Annotated in this window: 15 protein-coding genes; 2 read left to right on the top strand and 13 right to left on the bottom strand. The window is 61.6% G+C overall.

All coding sequences use genetic code 11. The annotated features are described in order from the left end of the window. Window positions 1–142: 142 nt before the first annotated feature. The 8 genes from GGI48_RS16640 to GGI48_RS16605 all read right to left on the bottom strand — a co-directional run bounded on the left by GGI48_RS16640 (window position 143) and on the right by GGI48_RS16605 (window position 9,326). On the bottom strand, window positions 143–1,033 hold the full coding sequence (locus GGI48_RS16640) for an ABC transporter permease subunit (protein WP_047306539.1): 891 nt from the start codon (window positions 1,031–1,033) through the stop codon (window positions 143–145). Beyond that, a complete protein-coding gene (locus tag GGI48_RS16635) occupies window positions 1,030–1,911 on the bottom strand; it encodes an ABC transporter permease subunit (RefSeq protein WP_173655965.1) in 882 nt (293 codons plus the stop codon). The genes GGI48_RS16640 and GGI48_RS16635 overlap by 4 nt, the downstream gene beginning before the upstream one ends. Before the next feature lie 35 nt (window positions 1,912–1,946). After that, window positions 1,947–3,089 carry an ABC transporter ATP-binding protein gene (locus tag GGI48_RS16630; protein ID WP_092308589.1) on the bottom strand — a complete coding sequence of 381 codons (1,143 nt, stop codon included), beginning with the start codon at window positions 3,087–3,089 and terminating at the stop codon, window positions 1,947–1,949. 71 nt (window positions 3,090–3,160) lie between these two features. Then, window positions 3,161–4,255 (bottom strand): polyamine ABC transporter substrate-binding protein, encoded by a 1,095-nt coding sequence (locus GGI48_RS16625; protein ID WP_016963440.1) that lies wholly within the window; start codon window positions 4,253–4,255, stop codon window positions 3,161–3,163. Window positions 4,256–4,444: 189 nt separating this feature from the next. Continuing rightward, window positions 4,445–5,542 carry a polyamine ABC transporter substrate-binding protein gene (locus tag GGI48_RS16620; protein WP_042940668.1) on the bottom strand — a complete coding sequence of 366 codons (1,098 nt, stop codon included), beginning with the start codon at window positions 5,540–5,542 and terminating at the stop codon, window positions 4,445–4,447. A 183-nt stretch (window positions 5,543–5,725) separates the two neighbouring features. Further along, window positions 5,726–7,090: an aspartate aminotransferase family protein gene (locus tag GGI48_RS16615; protein WP_047306544.1), complete on the bottom strand. Its 1,365-nt coding sequence runs from the start codon at window positions 7,088–7,090 to the stop codon at window positions 5,726–5,728. 56 nt (window positions 7,091–7,146) lie between these two features. After that, a complete protein-coding gene (locus GGI48_RS16610) occupies window positions 7,147–8,505 on the bottom strand; it encodes a glutamine synthetase family protein (protein ID WP_011064101.1) in 1,359 nt (452 codons plus the stop codon). 38 nt (window positions 8,506–8,543) lie between these two features. After that, window positions 8,544–9,326, bottom strand: a complete 783-nt coding sequence (locus tag GGI48_RS16605) for a gamma-glutamyl-gamma-aminobutyrate hydrolase family protein (RefSeq protein WP_179599184.1) — start codon at window positions 9,324–9,326, stop codon at window positions 8,544–8,546. Window positions 9,327–9,604: 278 nt separating this feature from the next. Between GGI48_RS16605 and GGI48_RS16600 the strand changes: the two genes are divergently transcribed. Together GGI48_RS16600 and GGI48_RS16595 are read left to right on the top strand one after the other, a co-directional pair. Next, complete coding sequence (locus GGI48_RS16600) at window positions 9,605–10,981, top strand: glutamine synthetase family protein (RefSeq protein ID WP_047306546.1); 1,377 nt, start codon at window positions 9,605–9,607, stop codon at window positions 10,979–10,981. A gap of 148 nt (window positions 10,982–11,129) precedes the next feature. Then, entirely contained in the window at window positions 11,130–11,768 is a 639-nt protein-coding gene (locus GGI48_RS16595) for a TetR/AcrR family transcriptional regulator (protein ID WP_016967634.1), read from the top strand. Between the two features lie 4 nt (window positions 11,769–11,772). Here GGI48_RS16595 and coaA read toward each other — a convergent pair whose 3' ends face one another. From coaA to ssuD, 5 genes are all read right to left on the bottom strand, one after another. Continuing rightward, window positions 11,773–12,609, bottom strand: coding sequence for a type I pantothenate kinase (gene coaA, locus GGI48_RS16590; protein WP_235437047.1), 837 nt, complete (start codon window positions 12,607–12,609; stop codon window positions 11,773–11,775). Window positions 12,610–12,807: 198 nt separating this feature from the next. Beyond that, window positions 12,808–13,023 carry a molybdopterin-binding protein gene (locus GGI48_RS16585; protein ID WP_011064106.1) on the bottom strand — a complete coding sequence of 72 codons (216 nt, stop codon included), beginning with the start codon at window positions 13,021–13,023 and terminating at the stop codon, window positions 12,808–12,810. A gap of 109 nt (window positions 13,024–13,132) precedes the next feature. Beyond that, window positions 13,133–13,939, bottom strand: coding sequence for an aliphatic sulfonates ABC transporter ATP-binding protein (gene ssuB, locus GGI48_RS16580; protein WP_016967636.1), 807 nt, complete (start codon window positions 13,937–13,939; stop codon window positions 13,133–13,135). Next, window positions 13,936–14,724: an aliphatic sulfonate ABC transporter permease SsuC gene (gene ssuC / locus GGI48_RS16575; protein WP_179599182.1), complete on the bottom strand. Its 789-nt coding sequence runs from the start codon at window positions 14,722–14,724 to the stop codon at window positions 13,936–13,938. Before ssuC ends, ssuB begins: the two co-directional genes overlap by 4 nt. Window positions 14,725–14,733: 9 nt before the next feature. Then, complete coding sequence (ssuD, locus tag GGI48_RS16570; protein ID WP_179599180.1) at window positions 14,734–15,882, bottom strand: FMNH2-dependent alkanesulfonate monooxygenase; 1,149 nt, start codon at window positions 15,880–15,882, stop codon at window positions 14,734–14,736.

The following is a 15,882-nucleotide window of genomic DNA, read 5'->3' as shown; positions in this document are numbered from 1 at the left end:
AGCCAAGCGCACATCTGAGGAGCGCTTTCGCCGGCAAGCCAGCTCCTACGGCGAAACAGGCGGCATGGGGCAATAAAAAACCTCGCTCCCGGTTACGGGGCGAGGTTTTTTATTGCGAACCTGAGGTGTTGCGAACCTGAGGTCAGACGGCTTCCGGTGCCTGAGCCCGACGCACGTCTGGCTGCTTCCACGAGTCGGCAGCGCTTTCCTCGATGGCTTGCTGGATCGCGCGCTTGCGGGATTCTTCGGCGCGACGGCTGAAGAACCAGACCAGGAAGGTCACCAGGGACACCGCCAGCAGAATCAGGCTGGCCACGGCGTTGATCTCCGGTTTTACCCCCAGGCGCACCGCCGAGAACACTTCCATCGGCAAGGTGGTGGAACCCGGGCCTGAGACGAAGCTGGCCAGCACCAGGTCATCCAGGGACAAGGCAAAGGACATCATGCCGCCGGCCGCCAGCGAAGGCGCGATCATCGGGATGGTGATCAGGAAGAACACCTTCCACGGCCGCGCGCCCAGGTCCATGGCCGCCTCTTCGATGGACAGGTCCAGCTCGCGCAGGCGGGCCGACACCACCACCGCCACATAGGCGGCGCAGAACGTGGTGTGGGCGATCCAGATGGTGACGATCCCGCGTTCCTGAGGCCAGCCAATCGCCTGGGCCATGGCCACGAACAGCAGCAACAGCGACAGACCGGTGATCACCTCGGGCATCACCAGCGGCGCGGTCACCAGGCCACCGAACAGGGTGCGGCCCTTGAAGTGGGTGATCCGGGTCAGCACGAACGCCGCCAGGGTGCCCAGGGCCACCGCCGCCACGGCGGTGTAGCAGGCGATCTCCAGGGAACGCACCACCGAGCCCATCAACTGCGTGTTATCCAGCAGGCCGATGTACCAGTTGATCGACCAGCCGCCCCAAACGGTCACCAGTTTCGAGGCGTTGAACGAGTAGATCACCAGGATCAGCATCGGCAGGTAGATGAACAACAGGCCCAACACCAGCATCAGGCTGGAGAAACTGAAGCGTTTCATTCCTTGCCCTCCATTTCCTTGGCCTGACTGCGGTTGAACAGGATGATCGGCACAATCAGGATCGCCAGCATCACCACCGCCAGGGCGGACGCCACCGGCCAGTCACGGTTGTTGAAGAACTCTTGCCACAGCACCTTGCCGATCATCAGGGTTTCCGGGCCGCCCAGCAGTTCAGGAATCACGAACTCGCCGACCACCGGGATGAACACCAGCATGCAGCCGGCGATGATGCCGTTCTTGGACAGCGGCACGGTGATCTTCCAGAAGCTGTTGAAGGTGCTTGAACCCAGGTCGGCGGCGGCCTCCAGCAGGCTGGTATCGTGCTTCACCAGGTTGGCGTACAGCGGCAGGATCATGAACGGCAGGTAGGAATAGACCACGCCGATGTACACCGCGATGTTGGTGTTGAGGATCTGCAGCGGCTCGTTGATCCAGCCCATGGACAGCAGGAAGCCGTTGAGCAGGCCGTTGTTGCTGAGGATGCCCATCCAGGCGTAGACGCGGATCAGGATCGCGGTCCAGGTCGGCATCATGATCAGCAGCACCAGCACCGTCTGCAGCTCTTTGCGGGCACTGGCGATGGCGTAGGCCATCGGGTAGCCGATCAGCAGGCAGAGGATGGTGCTGAAGAACGCCATCTTCAGCGAGCCGAGGTAGGCGGCGATGTACAGCTCGTCGTCCCCCAGCATGGCGTAGTTGCCCAGGTTGAGCAGCACCTGCAGCTTCTGGTCGACGTAGCTGTAGATCTCGGTGTACGGCGGAATGGCCACGTCCGCTTCGGCGAAGCTGATCTTCAGGACGATGAAGAACGGCAGCATGAAGAACAGGAACAGCCAGATGAACGGAACCCCGATGACCATCTGACGGCCACCGGGAATTATTCGATTGAGTCGGCGCTTGAGCTTTCGCATGTTCATGAGCGCAGTACCACGCCGCTGTCGTCTTCCCACCAGACGTAAACCTGGTCGCCCCAGGTTGGCCGCGCGCCACGACGCTCGGCGTTGGCGACGAAGGACTGCACCAGCTTGCCGCTCGGCAGCTCGACGTAGAACACCGAATGCCCGCCCAGGTAGGCGATGTCATGCACCTTGCCGCTGGACCAGTTGTTTTCGCAGGTCGGCATTTCGGCGGTGACCAGCAGCTTCTCCGGACGAATCGCGTAGGTCACCGACTTGTCCTGCACCGAGGTGCTGATGCCGTGGCCGACGTAGATGTTGCGGTCCAGGTCCTTGCAGGTGATCAGGGCGTGGCCTTCGGCGTCGTCCACCACTTCGCCTTCGAAGATGTTGACGTTGCCGATGAATTCGCAGACCAGACGGCTGACCGGGGTTTCATAGATGTCGATCGGGCTGCCGATCTGGGCGATCCAGCCCAGGTGCATGATGGCGATGCGCTCGGCCATGGTCATGGCCTCTTCCTGGTCGTGGGTCACCATCACGCAGGTCACGCCGACGCGCTCGATGATTTCCACCAGTTCCAGTTGCATCTGCGAACGCAGCTTCTTGTCCAGGGCGCCCATGGGTTCGTCCAGCAGCAACAGCTTGGGACGCTTGGCCAGGGAACGGGCCAGGGCCACGCGCTGGCGCTGGCCACCGGACAGCTGGTGCGGCTTGCGCTTGGCGTACTGGCTCATCTGCACCAGCTTGAGCATCTCCGCCACCCGGGCGTCGATTTCCGCCGGCGGGATCTTGTCCTGCTTGAGGCCGAAGGCGATGTTCTGGGCCACGGTCATGTGCGGGAACAGCGCGTAGGACTGGAACATCATGTTGATCGGCCGCTCGTAGGGCGGCATGTCGGTGATGTCCACGCCATCGAGGAAGATTCGCCCCTCCGTTGGCCGTTCGAAACCGGCCAGCATGCGCAGCAAGGTGGACTTGCCTGAGCCCGAACCGCCGAGCAGGGCAAAAATCTCGCCCTTCTTGATTTCCAGGGACACATCGTCCACGGCAACCGTCTCGTCGAACTTCTTCGTGACCCGGTCGATTTTGACCAGCACCTGCTTAGGTGTCTGGTCGCCCTCGAGGGCTTTCTTATAGGCGCCGGAGGCAACTGCCATTTGCGAAACTCCCAACAAAATTTGCAGCCCGCCCCACGCGGGCGGACCTTGGATAGTTTGAGCCTGTGGAACTATTTACCCGTCTTGACCTTGGTCCAGCTGCGGGTCATCAAGCGTTGGATATTGGGTGGCAGCTCGATGGACACGTAGGTCTTGTCGAGCACGGCCTGCGGTGGATAAACCGCTTCGTCGGTGCGAATGGATTGCTCCATCAGCTTGTCCGACCCGGGGTTGGGGTTGGCATAACCGACGTAATCACTGACCTGGGCGATCACCTCAGGCTGCAGCAAGTAGTTGATGAAGGCGTGGGCTTGCTTGACGTTGGTCGAATCCTTGGGGATCGCCAGCATGTCGAACCACAGGGCACCACCTTCCTTGGGAATGGCGTAGGCGATGTTCACGCCCTTGCCGGCGTCGGCGGCCCGGGCCTTGGCCTGGAACACGTCGCCGGAAAAGCCGATGGCCACGCAGATATTGCCGTTGGCCAGGTCCGAGATGTACTTGGACGAATGGAAGTAGGTCACGTAGGGACGCACCGCCAGCAACGTGGCCTCAGCCTTCTTGTAGTCCTGGGGGTTGGTGCTGTTGGCATCCAGGCCCAGGTAATTGAGGACCGTGGGCAGCATTTCATCGGCGGAGTCGAGGAAGGCCACGCCGCAGCTGTTGAGCTTCTTGATGTTCTCCGGTTCGAACAGCACGCTCCAGGAGTCGATCTTGTCCACGCCCAGCACGGCCTTGACCTTGTCGACGTTGTAGCCGATGCCGTTGGTGCCCCACAAGTAAGGCACCGCGTACTGGTTGCCCGGGTCGTTCATCTCCAGGCGCTTGAGCAGCGCCGGGTCGAGATTGGAGTAGTTCGGCAGCAGGCTCTTGTCGAGTTTCTGGAAGGCCCCGGCCTTGATCTGCTTGCCCAGGAAGTGGTTGGACGGCACCACCACGTCATAACCGGTGCGACCGGCCAGCAACTTGCCTTCCAGGGTTTCGTTGGAATCGAACACGTCATACACCGGCTTGATGCCCGTGGCCTTTTCAAACTCGGCCAGGGTGTTTTTCCCGATGTAGTCGGACCAGTTATAAATATGCACGGTCGGTGCAGCCTGGACGCCGGCCACCAGCGTCAGGCTGGCGGCGACCAGCATGGCTTTGCGAAACAAAGAAATAGGCAAGTGGAGGTCCTCTTCAATAGTTGGGCCCAAGTTGCCCCGCGCTACCTGACAGCCTCCGAGCTGCCCAGCAACAAAACCGGCGCGCAACTTACCCTCGATAAACCAATCCAGCAAAACTTTCTGTCATTTAATTGTTTCCTGTTGCCGCCCTCGCCATGACGACGGCAACAGGTGGTGCTGCAAATCGGCTTATTTGCCGGATTTGATCTTGGTCCAGCTGCGGGTCAGGATGCGCTGGGTCGCGGCCGGCAGGTCGGCAATCGCGTACAGCTTGGCCTGCACATCAGCTGGCGGGTAAACGCCCGGGTCGCTGGTGATGTCTTTATCGACCAACGGGGTTGCAGCCGCATTACCGTTGGGGAAACGCACGGCGTTGGTGATTTCGGCCATGACTTCAGGCTTTTGCAGGAAGGTCATGAACTTGTAGGCGCCTTCGACGTTTTCCGCGTCTTTAGGGATGGCGACCATGTCGTAGAAGCTGCCAGCACCCTCTTTCGGAATGTTGTAGCTGACCTTGACCTTGTCACCGGCTTCGGCAGCACGGGCCTTGGCCTGGTAGATGTCGCCCGAGTAGCCCACGGCGACGCAGATGTTGCCGTTAGCCAGGTCGGAGATGTACTTGGAGGAGTGGAAGTAGGCGATCGAAGGACGGATCTTGAGGAACAGCGCTTCGGCTTCAGCCAGCTGCTTCTTGTCCTGGCTGTCGGTCGGGTAGCCCAGGTAGTGCAGCGCCACCGGAATCATCTCGGTTGGCGAATCGAGGAAGCTGACGCCACAGGCCTTCAACTTCTCGGCATTTTCCGGCTTGAACAGCAGGTCCCAGGAGTTGGTCGGTGCGTCGGCGCCCAATACGGCCTTGACCTTCTCGGCGTTGAAACCGATGCCGATCGAGCCCCACATGTAAGGGAAGGCGTGCTTGTTGCCCGGGTCGCTCACCGATACCGCCTTGAGCAGCGATTCGTTGAGGTTCTTCCAGTTCGGCAGCTTGGACTTGTCCAGCTCCTGATAGACGCCGGCCTTGATCTGCTTGGCCAGGAAGTTGTTGGAAGGCACTACCACGTCGTAACCGGATTTGCCGGCGAGCAACTTGGCTTCCAGGGTTTCGTTGCTGTCGAACACGTCGTAGACCACTTTGATGCCCGACTCGGCTTCAAACTTCTTGATGGTGTCCGGAGCGATGTAATCGGACCAGTTGTAAACGTGCAGCACTTTATCGTCCGCCTGTGCTGCCGCCGCCATCACGCCCATCAGGGACATGGCGAGGAGGGTCTTGCCAGCTAACTTCATACCTAATGCCTTCATGCGTAATGCTCCAATTATTCTTTTTAACCACTCGTTCAGCGGCCAATATCCGGGCAACCAAAACGGCGGGTAGTCTGGCAAGATCCAAGGCCGGCTTTCAAGGAAAGACCGGCCTTTATGCCTGCTTCGAACAGGGTGCCCGCAAGCACCGCGCCCAAAGCCTAGCACTCAGCCCTGCAGGGCACTCAAGGTCAGGTCCAGGCACTTGCGCGCCTTGGCTACCAGCTCGTCGATCTCCGCTTCGCTGATCACCAGCGGCGGGGAAATGATCATGGTGTCGCCCACGGCCCGCATGATCAGGCCGTTGTCGAAACAGAACTGCCGACAGATCATGCCCACGCCCCGGCCCTGATAGCGCGCCCGGGTCGCCTTGTCCTTGACCAGCTCGATCGCCCCCAGCAGACCGACCCCGCGAACCTCGCCCACCAACGGATGGTCGTTCAGCTCGCGCAGACGTTTCTGCAAATACGGTGCCGTTTTTTCATGGACGCGCTGGATAATTTTTTCATCGCGCAGGATGCGGATGTTTTCCAGGGCCACGGCGGCGGCCACCGGATGCCCGGAATAGGTGAAGCCGTGGTTGAAGTCGCCGCCCTCGTTGAGCACCGCCACCACTTCATCACGCACGATCAGGCCACCCATGGGGATGTAGCCGGAAGTCAGGCCCTTGGCGATGGTCATCATGTCGGGCTTGAGGTCGTAGAAATCGCTACCGAACCACTCACCGGTGCGACCAAAACCACAAATCACCTCATCGGCGACGAACAGGATGTCGTACTTGGCGAGGATCTCCTTGATCCGCGGCCAGTAGCTGTCTGGCGGCACGATCACGCCGCCGGCACCCTGGATCGGCTCGGCGATAAAGGCGCCGACGTTGTCCACGCCCAGTTCCAGGATCTTTTCTTCGAGCTGGTTGGCCGCCCAGATGCCGAACTCGTCGGGGCTCATGTCGCCGCCCTCGCCGAACCAGTAGGGTTGCGGGATGTGGACGATGCCCGGGATCGGCAAGTCGCCTTGTTCGTGCATGTAGGTCATGCCGCCGAGGCTGGCGCCGGCCACGGTGGAGCCGTGGTAGCCATTGACCCGGCTGATGATGGTTTTCTTGTTCGGCTGGCCCTTGATCGCCCAGTAATGGCGGACCATGCGCAGCATGGTGTCGTTGCCTTCGGAGCCGGAACCGGTAAAGAACACATGGTTCATGCCTTGCGGCGCGATCTCGGAAATTACCTTGGACAACTCCAGTACCGGTGGGTGGGCGGTCTGGAAGAACAGGTTGTAGTACGGCAGTTCGCGCATTTGCTGGCTGGCGGCCTCGGCCAGCTCATCACGGCCGTAGCCGATGGCGACGCACCACAGACCGGCCATGCCGTCGAGAATCTGATTGCCTTCACTGTCCCAGAGATACACACCTTTGGCGTGGGTGATGATCCGCGGCCCCTTTTCCTTCAATTGCTTGAAATCACTGAAGGGCGCCAGGTGGTGATCACTGCTGAGGGTTTGCCACTCGCGGGTTTGCGGGTTTTTTTGAGTCATCAATCTCTCCTAAGTGTCAGTGAAGGCGCCACTGGCGGGCAGTGGCGCCCGGCGAATCAGACGGCGAACAACAGGAATTCCCGCTCCCACGAACTGATCACGCGCTTGAAGTTTTCATGTTCGGCCCGCTTCACCGCGACGTAGCCGGTGATGAACTTCTGGCCCAGGTACTTCTCGATGGTCTTGCTGTTTTCCATGCGTTCCAGAGCGTCCTCGATGGTCAACGGCAGACGCAGATTGCGGCGTTCATAGCCGCGCCCGACCACTGGCGCACTCGGATTGTGGCCTTCGACCATGCCGATGTAGCCACACAACAGGCTGGCGGCAATCGCCAGGTAAGGGTTGGCGTCGGCGCCCGGCAGGCGGTTTTCCACCCGACGGTTCTGCGGACCGGCATCCGGCACCCGCAGGCCCACGGTGCGGTTCTCTTCGCCCCACTCGACGTTCACCGGTGCCGAAGTGTCCGGCAGGAAACGGCGGAACGAGTTGACGTTGGGGGCGAACAGCGGCAGCAGCTCGGGGATGAATTTCTGCAAACCGCCGATGTGGTTGAGGAACAGCTGGCTCATGGTCCCGTCTTCGTTGGAGAAGACGTTCTTGCCGGTGTTGATGTCGATGATGCTCTGGTGCAGGTGCATGGCACTGCCCGGCTCGCCGGTCATGGGCTTGGCCATGAAGGTGGCGGCCACGTCGTGCTTGAGCGCGGCTTCGCGCATGGTGCGCTTGAACACCAGGATCTGGTCGGCCAGGGACAGGGCGTCGCCGTGACGGAAGTTGATCTCCATCTGCGCCGTGCCGTCTTCGTGGATCAGGGTGTCCAGGTCCAGTTCCTGCAATTCGCACCAGTCATAGACGTCTTCGAACAGCGGGTCGAACTCGTTCGCCGCTTCGATGGAAAACGACTGACGACCGGTTTCCGGGCGACCGGAGCGGCCGATCGGCGGCTGCAACGGGTAGTCCGGGTCGTCGCTGCGCTTGGTCAGGTAGAACTCCATCTCCGGCGCCACGATGGGCTGCCAGCCGTGGTCGGCGTAGAGCTTGAGCACCTTCTTCAAGACGTTGCGCGGCGACAGCTCGATGGGGTTGCCCTGCTTGTCGTAGGTGTCGTGGATCACCTGGGCGGTGGGCTCGATGGCCCAGGGCACCAGGTACACCGCGTTCTGGTCAGGGCGGCAGACCATGTCGATATCCGCCGGGTCCAGTAGCTCGTAGTAGATGTCGTCTTCGACATAGTCGCCGGTCACGGTCTGCAACAGCACGCTTTCGGGCAGGCGCATGCCTTTTTCGGCAATGAACTTGTTGGTCGGCGAGATCTTGCCCCGGGTGATGCCGGTCAGGTCGCCGATCATGCATTCGACTTCTGTGATCTTGTGGTCTTTCAACCAATCGGTGAGCTGGTCGAGGTTGTTACTCATAAATGCCTCTAGGCTGAGTTTCCTGACTCTCTATTAAGTCAGGCGTTGTGTGACGCTTCGGCGTCGCGTTGTTTTGCCCGCCGGCGGCAGGCATCACCAAAAGCCTGGAAAATGGCCAGGTAGTGAGGGTTGCAGCTTACCTGCCATTCGGGGTGCCATTGCACCCCCAAAGCAAAAGCCTTGCTGGCCTCGACCGAAACAGCCTCGACCAGACCGTCGGGAGCCAGTGCCTCAACCCGCAGCCCCGGCGCCAGACGCTCAACGCCCTGAGCATGAATCGAGTTGACCTGGATCGTCTGCGGCAAGCCCAGGCCCGCCAGGACACCGCCGGGCTGGACGTGCACGTCATGGGCCGGTGCATACCAGGCATCCAGGGGCTGGCCGGCCTCTTCATCATGGCGGTGGTCCATGAATGGCTGCACTTCATGCACGTTCTGGTGGAGGCTGCCGCCCAGGGCGACGTTCATTTCCTGAAACCCGCGGCAGATGCCCAGCACGGGAACGCCCGCAACGACGGCGGCATCCAGCAGCGGCAGGGTCGCGGCATCCCGTGCAGAATCATGAGCAGTGCCCGGCGCGCTGGCAGGTCCCTGATAATGGAAAGGTTCGATATTGGAGGGGGAGCCGGTAAAGAGAATGCCGTCCAGACCGTCCAGAATATCGGACGGGGAAAGCAGCTGCGCCAGGGACGGAAGAATCACCGGCACGCCTTGGGCTGCGCTGGCTATTGCCTGGACATACTCGTCGCCACTGATGTGATAGGCATGCAGACCGATCTGCCTGGAGCAGGCGGTGATGCCGATTAACGGCAGGCGAGACATGAAACACCCCGGTATTATTGCTGTTATGGGTTTGATTCGAGCTTAGCCTTGTTCATTTTTTTACACAACACCCCCGTAAAAAATACAACACGGCCCGCTCAAGCCTGCGCCACCCGAGGCAGTCGAGTCCCAAAAAACGCCCTGTTTTGCCCCAAAAGAGCCTTGGCAGCCCTTTATTAGGGCGTAAAGAGCCTTACTTGACTTCGGCATGCCGTTCGGGTTGACTGAAACCAGAAAAGATCAATGATTGATATTTTTAACAACAAAGGTGTTGCATCATGTCGGTACCCCCGCGTGCCGTTCAGCTTAACGAAGCGAACGCGTTCCTTAAGGAACATCCTGAGGTTCTGTACGTTGACCTTCTGATTGCGGATATGAATGGTGTGGTGCGCGGCAAGCGCATCGAACGCACCAGCCTCCACAAGGTTTACGAGAAAGGCATCAACCTGCCGGCCTCCCTCTTTGCCCTGGATATCAATGGCTCTACGGTGGAAAGCACCGGCCTGGGCCTGGACATCGGCGATGCTGACCGAATCTGCTATCCGATCCCCGATACCCTGTGCAATGAACCCTGGCAGAAGCGCCCGACCGCGCAGTTGCTGATGACCATGCACGAGCTGGAAGGCGATCCGTTCTTCGCCGATCCACGGGAAGTGCTGCGTCAGGTCGTGACCAAGTTCGACGAACTGGGACTGACCATCTGCGCGGCCTTCGAACTGGAGTTCTACCTGATCGACCAGGAGAATGTGAACGGCCGTCCACAACCGCCACGTTCGCCGATCTCCGGCAAACGTCCGCATTCCACCCAGGTCTACCTGATCGACGATCTCGACGAATACGTCGACTGCCTCCAGGACATTCTGGAAGGTGCCAAAGAGCAAGGCATCCCGGCCGACGCCATCGTCAAGGAAAGTGCCCCGGCACAATTCGAAGTCAACCTGCACCACGTGGCCGATCCGATCAAGGCTTGCGACTACGCGGTACTGCTCAAGCGCCTGATCAAGAACATCGCCTACGACCATGAGATGGACACCACCTTCATGGCCAAGCCTTACCCGGGCCAGGCGGGCAACGGTCTGCACGTCCACATTTCGGTTCTGGACAAAGATGGCAAGAACATCTTTGCCAGCGAGGATCCCGAGCAGAACGCCGCACTGCGTCACGCGATCGGCGGTGTGCTCGAGACCCTACCGGCGCAGATGGCCTTCCTCTGCCCGAACGTCAACTCCTACCGTCGTTTCGGCGCCCAGTTCTATGTGCCGAACTCGCCGAGCTGGGGCCTGGACAACCGTACCGTGGCCATTCGCGTACCAACGGGCTCCGCTGATGCGGTGCGCATCGAGCATCGGGTCGCCGGTGCCGACGCCAACCCGTACCTGCTGATGGCTTCGGTCCTGGCAGGCGTGCATCACGGCCTGACCAACAAGATCGAGCCGCCGGCACCGACCGAAGGCAACAGCTACGAGCAGAACGAGCAAAGCCTGCCGAACAACTTGCGCGATGCCCTGCGCGAGCTGGACGACAGTGAAGTGATGGCCAAGTACATCGATCCGAAATACATCGATATCTTCGTGGCCTGCAAAGAGAGCGAGCTGGAGGAGTTCGAACACTCCATCTCCGACCTCGAGTACAACTGGTACCTGCACACCGTGTAAGCACCAGTTGCCTGAAGAACGCCGCCGGGCTCACCCCCCGCGGCGTTTTTTTTATGCCCGTGATTCCCATGCGCAATAGCTCCGGGCGACCGCTACAGGGATAACTGCCCACTCGCGTACAATGCCCGCTGCCCAGTAGGAGACACCGATGACGCGCACCGCCCCGCTTCGCAAACCCCGTGCACGCAGCCAGGCCCGGATCGACTCGATACTCGAGGCCGCCCGGACCCTGCTGGCCAGCGAGGGCGTGGCCAGCCTGTCGATCTACAGCGTGGCCGAACGCGCGCAGATTCCACCGTCGTCGGTCTATCACTTCTTCGCCAGCGTCCCGGCCCTGCTGGAGGCCCTGACCGCCGATGTCCACGCGGCGTTCCGCGCCTGCCTGCAAGCCCCCATCGACCACCACCGACTCCAGGGCTGGCGAGACCTGTCACGCCTGGTGGAACAGCGCATGCTCGACATCTACGGCGCGGACGCGGCGGCCCGCCAGCTGATCCTCGCCCAGCACGGGCTGACCGAAGTCACCCAGGCCGACCGGCAGCACGACCTGGAGCTGGGGGACCTGATGCACACACTGTTCAATCAGCACTTCGAGCTGCCGACCCTACCCCGTGATGTGGATGTTTTCGCCCTGGCCATGGAGTTGGGCGACCGGGTCTACGCCCGTTCGGTGCAGCAACACGGACAGATCACCCCGCGCATGGCCGAGGAAGGCATGCGCGTGTTCGATGCTTACCTGAGCCTTTATCTGCCGCCCTACCTGCCCAAGCGCCCAGCACCGCTCTGAGCGCTCAAGCTTGCCGCAGCAGCAGCCTGTCGATGCTGTGATCCGCTGATTTGTGAATGATCAGGTTGGCCCGTTCCCGGGTCGGCAGGATGTTTTCGACAAGGTTCTTCAGGTTGACCCGATCCCAGGTATCGGACGCCACCGACAGCGCCTCGGGATCCGAAAGCCCCTTGTACTTGTTGAAATAGGAATCTGCCGCTTGGAAAGCGGTGTTCTTCAAGTAGACAAAGCGCTCCAGATACCAGGCCTTGATCGCCTCCTCGGAGGCATCGACGTAGATCGAGAAGTCGATGAAATCCAAGGGGTTCAAGCCTTGCCCCTGCTCCCCCTGCAACACATTCAGGCCTTCGAGGATGATGATGTCCGGCGCCTCCACCGACTGCGCCTCATCGGCCAGGATGTCGTAGCGCACATGGGAATAGATGGGAATCCGCGCCGCCTCGCCCCGGCGGCACACGGCCTGGAGAAAATCCACGAACAGCGGTTCATCGTAGGACTCGGGAAACCCCTTGCGGTGCAGGATATTTTTTTCCTGCAGGGTGGCCAGGGGGAACAGAAACGAATCCGTGGTCACCAGGTGCACATTGGGCTTGCCCGGCCAATAGGCCAGGAGCGCCGCCAGGACCCGGGCAAAACTGCTCTTGCCCACCGCCACGCTGCCGGACACACCGATCACATAAGGGGCCTTGAAGCCGGCCTGGGGCACCTTGAGCGACTGCACCTGGGCCGCATGCAAATGCAGCAGGCGCGACAGCGGCAGCAGGATCTGCCGCACCTCTTCGGACGCCATGGGCTGGGTCGGACTGGTCAGCGAGTCCATCTCGGACGGCGACAGGTTCATGGGTTCTCCGGCCCGCAACGCCGACCAGTGGTCGCGATCGAACTCCAGATACCCTGCGTTTGGACCCTGCTCTGTTGTCATGTTTACTGTTCAGGTCTTGCCGAAAGCAGGGAAAGTATCAAATCTGACCGGTATTTACAGCGCCCATGAAAAAGCCCCGAAGGGCTCGCACCCTTCGGGGCTGATCTCTGGCATCGCTCACAGCTTGGCGATCGACACCTCGGTGGACTTCACAAAGGCAATCACTTCGCTGCCGATGGACAGTTCCAGTTCCTTGACCGAACGGGTGGTGATCACCGAAGTGACAATCCCGGACGCGGTCTGCACGTCGATTTCCGAGAGCACGTCGCCTTCGACGATTTCCTTGATGGTGCCCTTGAACTGGTTGCGTACGTTGATGGCTTTGATGGTCATGGTATTTCTCCTAGGGTCGAAAAACAGAGCTGCAAGCTTCAAGCGCTCAACGGCAAGCAAAAGCGCGACGCTCTGGCTTGCCGCTTGCAGCTGAAAACTTGCCGCTGCTCTAAAGCGCCCAACGCAACTGCGTGGGCAAGGGTGAAACGGGTTCCGGTTCCGGCGGCGAGCCGGGCAGTGACAGCACACGGTTGAGGACTTGGGTTTCCAGGGCCGCCAGGCGATGGGAACCCCGCACCCGCGGACGCGGCAGCTCGACGTGCAGGTCCAGCCCCACCTCGCCGTCCTCGATCAGGATCACCCGATCGGCAATCGCCACCGCCTCGCTGACATCATGGGTCACCAGCAACACGGTAAAACCGTGCTGCTGCCACAGGCGTTCGATCAACTGCTGCATCTCGATCCGGGTCAGGGCATCCAGCGCCCCCAGCGGTTCGTCCAGCAGCAACAGCCGCGGTTGATGGATCAGGGCCCGGGCCAGCGCCACACGCTGCTTCTGGCCACCGGACAGCGCCGCCGGCCACTCATTGGCGCGATCGGCCAGGCCCACCGCCTCAAGGGCTTCCAGGGCCTGGGGCCGCCAGTTGCCCGCCAGACCGAGCCCGACGTTGTCGATGACTTTCTTCCAGGGCAGCAAACGCGCTTCCTGGAACATCAGCCGGGTGTCTTCGATGGCCGCGCTCAAGGGCGCGGAGCCCGCCAGCAACTCCCCGGCCGAAGGCTGGTCGAGTCCGGCCAGCAGGCGCAGCAAGGTGCTCTTGCCGCAACCGCTGCGCCCCACCACCGCGACGAACTGGCCGGCGGGAATGTGCAGGTCGATTTCCCGCAGCACCTGGCGCGAGCCGAAAGTCTTTTGCAGTTTGCGCACGGCCAGGGGAATGCCCCGCAGCAGCCGTGGAGGTTGTTGAGCCGTCATTGGGCACCGCCCTTGGTCACTTGGTAGGCCGGATGCCAGCGCAGCCAGACCCGCTCCAGGCCACGCGCGGCCAGATCCGCCAGCTTGCCGAGCACCGCATACATGACAATGGCCAGCACCACCACATCGGTCTGCAGGAACTCCCGGGCGTTCATCGCCAGATAGCCGATGCCGGAGCTGGCGGAGATGGTTTCGGCGACGATCAGGGTCAGCCACATGAAGCCCAGGGCAAAGCGCACGCCCACCAGGATCGAGGGCAAGGCCCCCGGCAGGATCACCTGGCGAAACAGGGCAAAGCCGGACAGGCCATAACTGCGCGCCATCTCCACCAGCGCCGGATCGACGTTGCGGATGCCGTGGTAAGTGTTGAGGTAGATCGGGAACAGCGTGCCCAGGGCCACCAGGAAAATCTTCGCCGACTCATCGATGCCGAACCACAGGATCACCAGGGGGATCAGCGCCAGATGCGGCACGTTGCGGATCATCTGCACCGAACTGTCCAGCAGCCGCTCGCCCCACTTCGACAGGCCGGTGATGAAGCCCAGCGACAGGCCGATACCGCCGCCGATGACAAATCCGAGCCCCGCGCGCCAGCCACTGATGGCCAGGTGAGTCCAGATATCGCCGCTGCGGACCAGACTGATCCCGGCTTCGATCACCGCGCTGGGGGCCGGCAGGATGCGGGTCGACAGCCAGCCCGCCGACACCGACAGCTGCCACACCGCGAGCAGCAGCAAGGGCAGGCCCCAGGGCGCCAGACGCTGCACTATGCGTTGTCCATTCATGGCCGCACCTCAGCTCTGGGACGCAGCTTTGGGAATGATGTCATTGGCCACCATCTCTCCGAACGGACTGACGTAACCGGCGGCTTCAGGCAGCTTGGGCCGTTCGATATCCAGATGCGGGAACAGCAGCTCGGCCACGCGATAGGACTCTTCCAGGTGTGGATAACCGGAGAAGATGAAGGTGTCGATGCCCAGGTCCGCATACTCTTTCATCCGCGCCGCCACGGTCGGGCCGTCGCCCACCAGGGCGGTGCCGGCCCCGCCACGCACCAGACCGACGCCGGCCCACAGGTTGGGGCTGACTTCCAGCTTGTCGCGACGACCGCCATGCAAAGCCGCCATGCGTTGCTGGCCCACCGAGTCGAAGCATGCCAGGGATGCCTGGGCCCGGGCGATGGTGTCGTCGTCCAGATGGGAAATCAGGCGTTCGGCGGCCTGCCAGGCTTCGGCGTTGGTTTCCCGCACAATCACGTGCAGGCGGATGCCGAAGCGCACGCTGCGTCCGAGCTTGGCAGCCTTGTCGCGCACCTGCCGGATCTTCTCGGCCACGGCGGCCGGCGGCTCGCCCCAGGTCAGAACCATGTCCACCTGCTCGGCGGCCAGGTCCTGGGCAGCTTCCGAAGAGCCGCCGAAATACAGCGGCGGGCGCGGTTGCTGCAACGGCGGATAGAGCAGCTTGGCGCCCTTCACGCTGATGTGCTGGCCGTCATAGTCCACGGTTTCGCCTTCCAGCACCCGGCGCCAGATACGGGTGAACTCCACCGAGGCCTGGTAACGCTGTTCATGGTCGAGAAACAGACCATCGCCGGCCAACTCGTCGGGATCGCCCCCGGTCACCAGGTTGAACAGCGCCCGGCCGCCGGACAGCCGATCCAGGGTTGCCGCCTGACGCGCCGCCACCGTCGGGGAAATGATCCCGGGGCGCAGGGCGACCAGAAACTTCAGGCGCTGGGTCACCGGAATCAGCGAGGCCGCCACCAGCCAGGAATCCTCGCAGGAGCGTCCGGTGGGGATCAGCACGCCGCCAAACCCCAGGCGGTCGGCGGCCTGGGCGATCTGCTGCAGGTATGCATGATCCACGGCGCGAGCGCCTTCGGCGGTGCCAAGGTAATGGCCGTCGCCGTGAGTGGGCAGGAACCAGAAGATGTTGAGGCTCAT

The organism is Pseudomonas protegens (assembly GCF_013407925.2).
Lineage (GTDB): Bacteria > Pseudomonadota > Gammaproteobacteria > Pseudomonadales > Pseudomonadaceae > Aquipseudomonas > Aquipseudomonas fluorescens_AP.
Note: the sequence above shows the minus strand (reverse complement) of the source record. Positions and strands in the feature narration are given on the sequence as shown.

Coding starts and splice junctions, on each gene's coding strand:
- GGI48_RS16640 (WP_047306539.1), bottom strand. CDS start 1,033: ATGAAACGCTTCAGTTTCTCCAGCCTGATGCTGGTGTTGGGCCTGTTG.
- GGI48_RS16630 (WP_092308589.1), bottom strand. CDS start 3,089: ATGGCAGTTGCCTCCGGCGCCTATAAGAAAGCCCTCGAGGGCGACCAG.
- GGI48_RS16620 (WP_042940668.1), bottom strand. CDS start 5,542: ATGAAGTTAGCTGGCAAGACCCTCCTCGCCATGTCCCTGATGGGCGTG.
- GGI48_RS16615 (WP_047306544.1), bottom strand. CDS start 7,090: ATGACTCAAAAAAACCCGCAAACCCGCGAGTGGCAAACCCTCAGCAGT.
- GGI48_RS16610 (WP_011064101.1), bottom strand. CDS start 8,505: ATGAGTAACAACCTCGACCAGCTCACCGATTGGTTGAAAGACCACAAG.
- GGI48_RS16605 (WP_179599184.1), bottom strand. CDS start 9,326: ATGTCTCGCCTGCCGTTAATCGGCATCACCGCCTGCTCCAGGCAGATC.
- GGI48_RS16600 (WP_047306546.1), top strand. CDS start 9,605: ATGTCGGTACCCCCGCGTGCCGTTCAGCTTAACGAAGCGAACGCGTTC.
- GGI48_RS16595 (WP_016967634.1), top strand. CDS start 11,130: ATGACGCGCACCGCCCCGCTTCGCAAACCCCGTGCACGCAGCCAGGCC.
- coaA (WP_235437047.1), bottom strand. CDS start 12,609: ATGAACCTGTCGCCGTCCGAGATGGACTCGCTGACCAGTCCGACCCAG.
- GGI48_RS16585 (WP_011064106.1), bottom strand. CDS start 13,023: ATGACCATCAAAGCCATCAACGTACGCAACCAGTTCAAGGGCACCATC.
- ssuB (WP_016967636.1), bottom strand. CDS start 13,939: ATGACGGCTCAACAACCTCCACGGCTGCTGCGGGGCATTCCCCTGGCC.
- ssuC (WP_179599182.1), bottom strand. CDS start 14,724: ATGAATGGACAACGCATAGTGCAGCGTCTGGCGCCCTGGGGCCTGCCC.
- ssuD (WP_179599180.1), bottom strand. CDS start 15,882: ATGAGCCTCAACATCTTCTGGTTCCTGCCCACTCACGGCGACGGCCAT.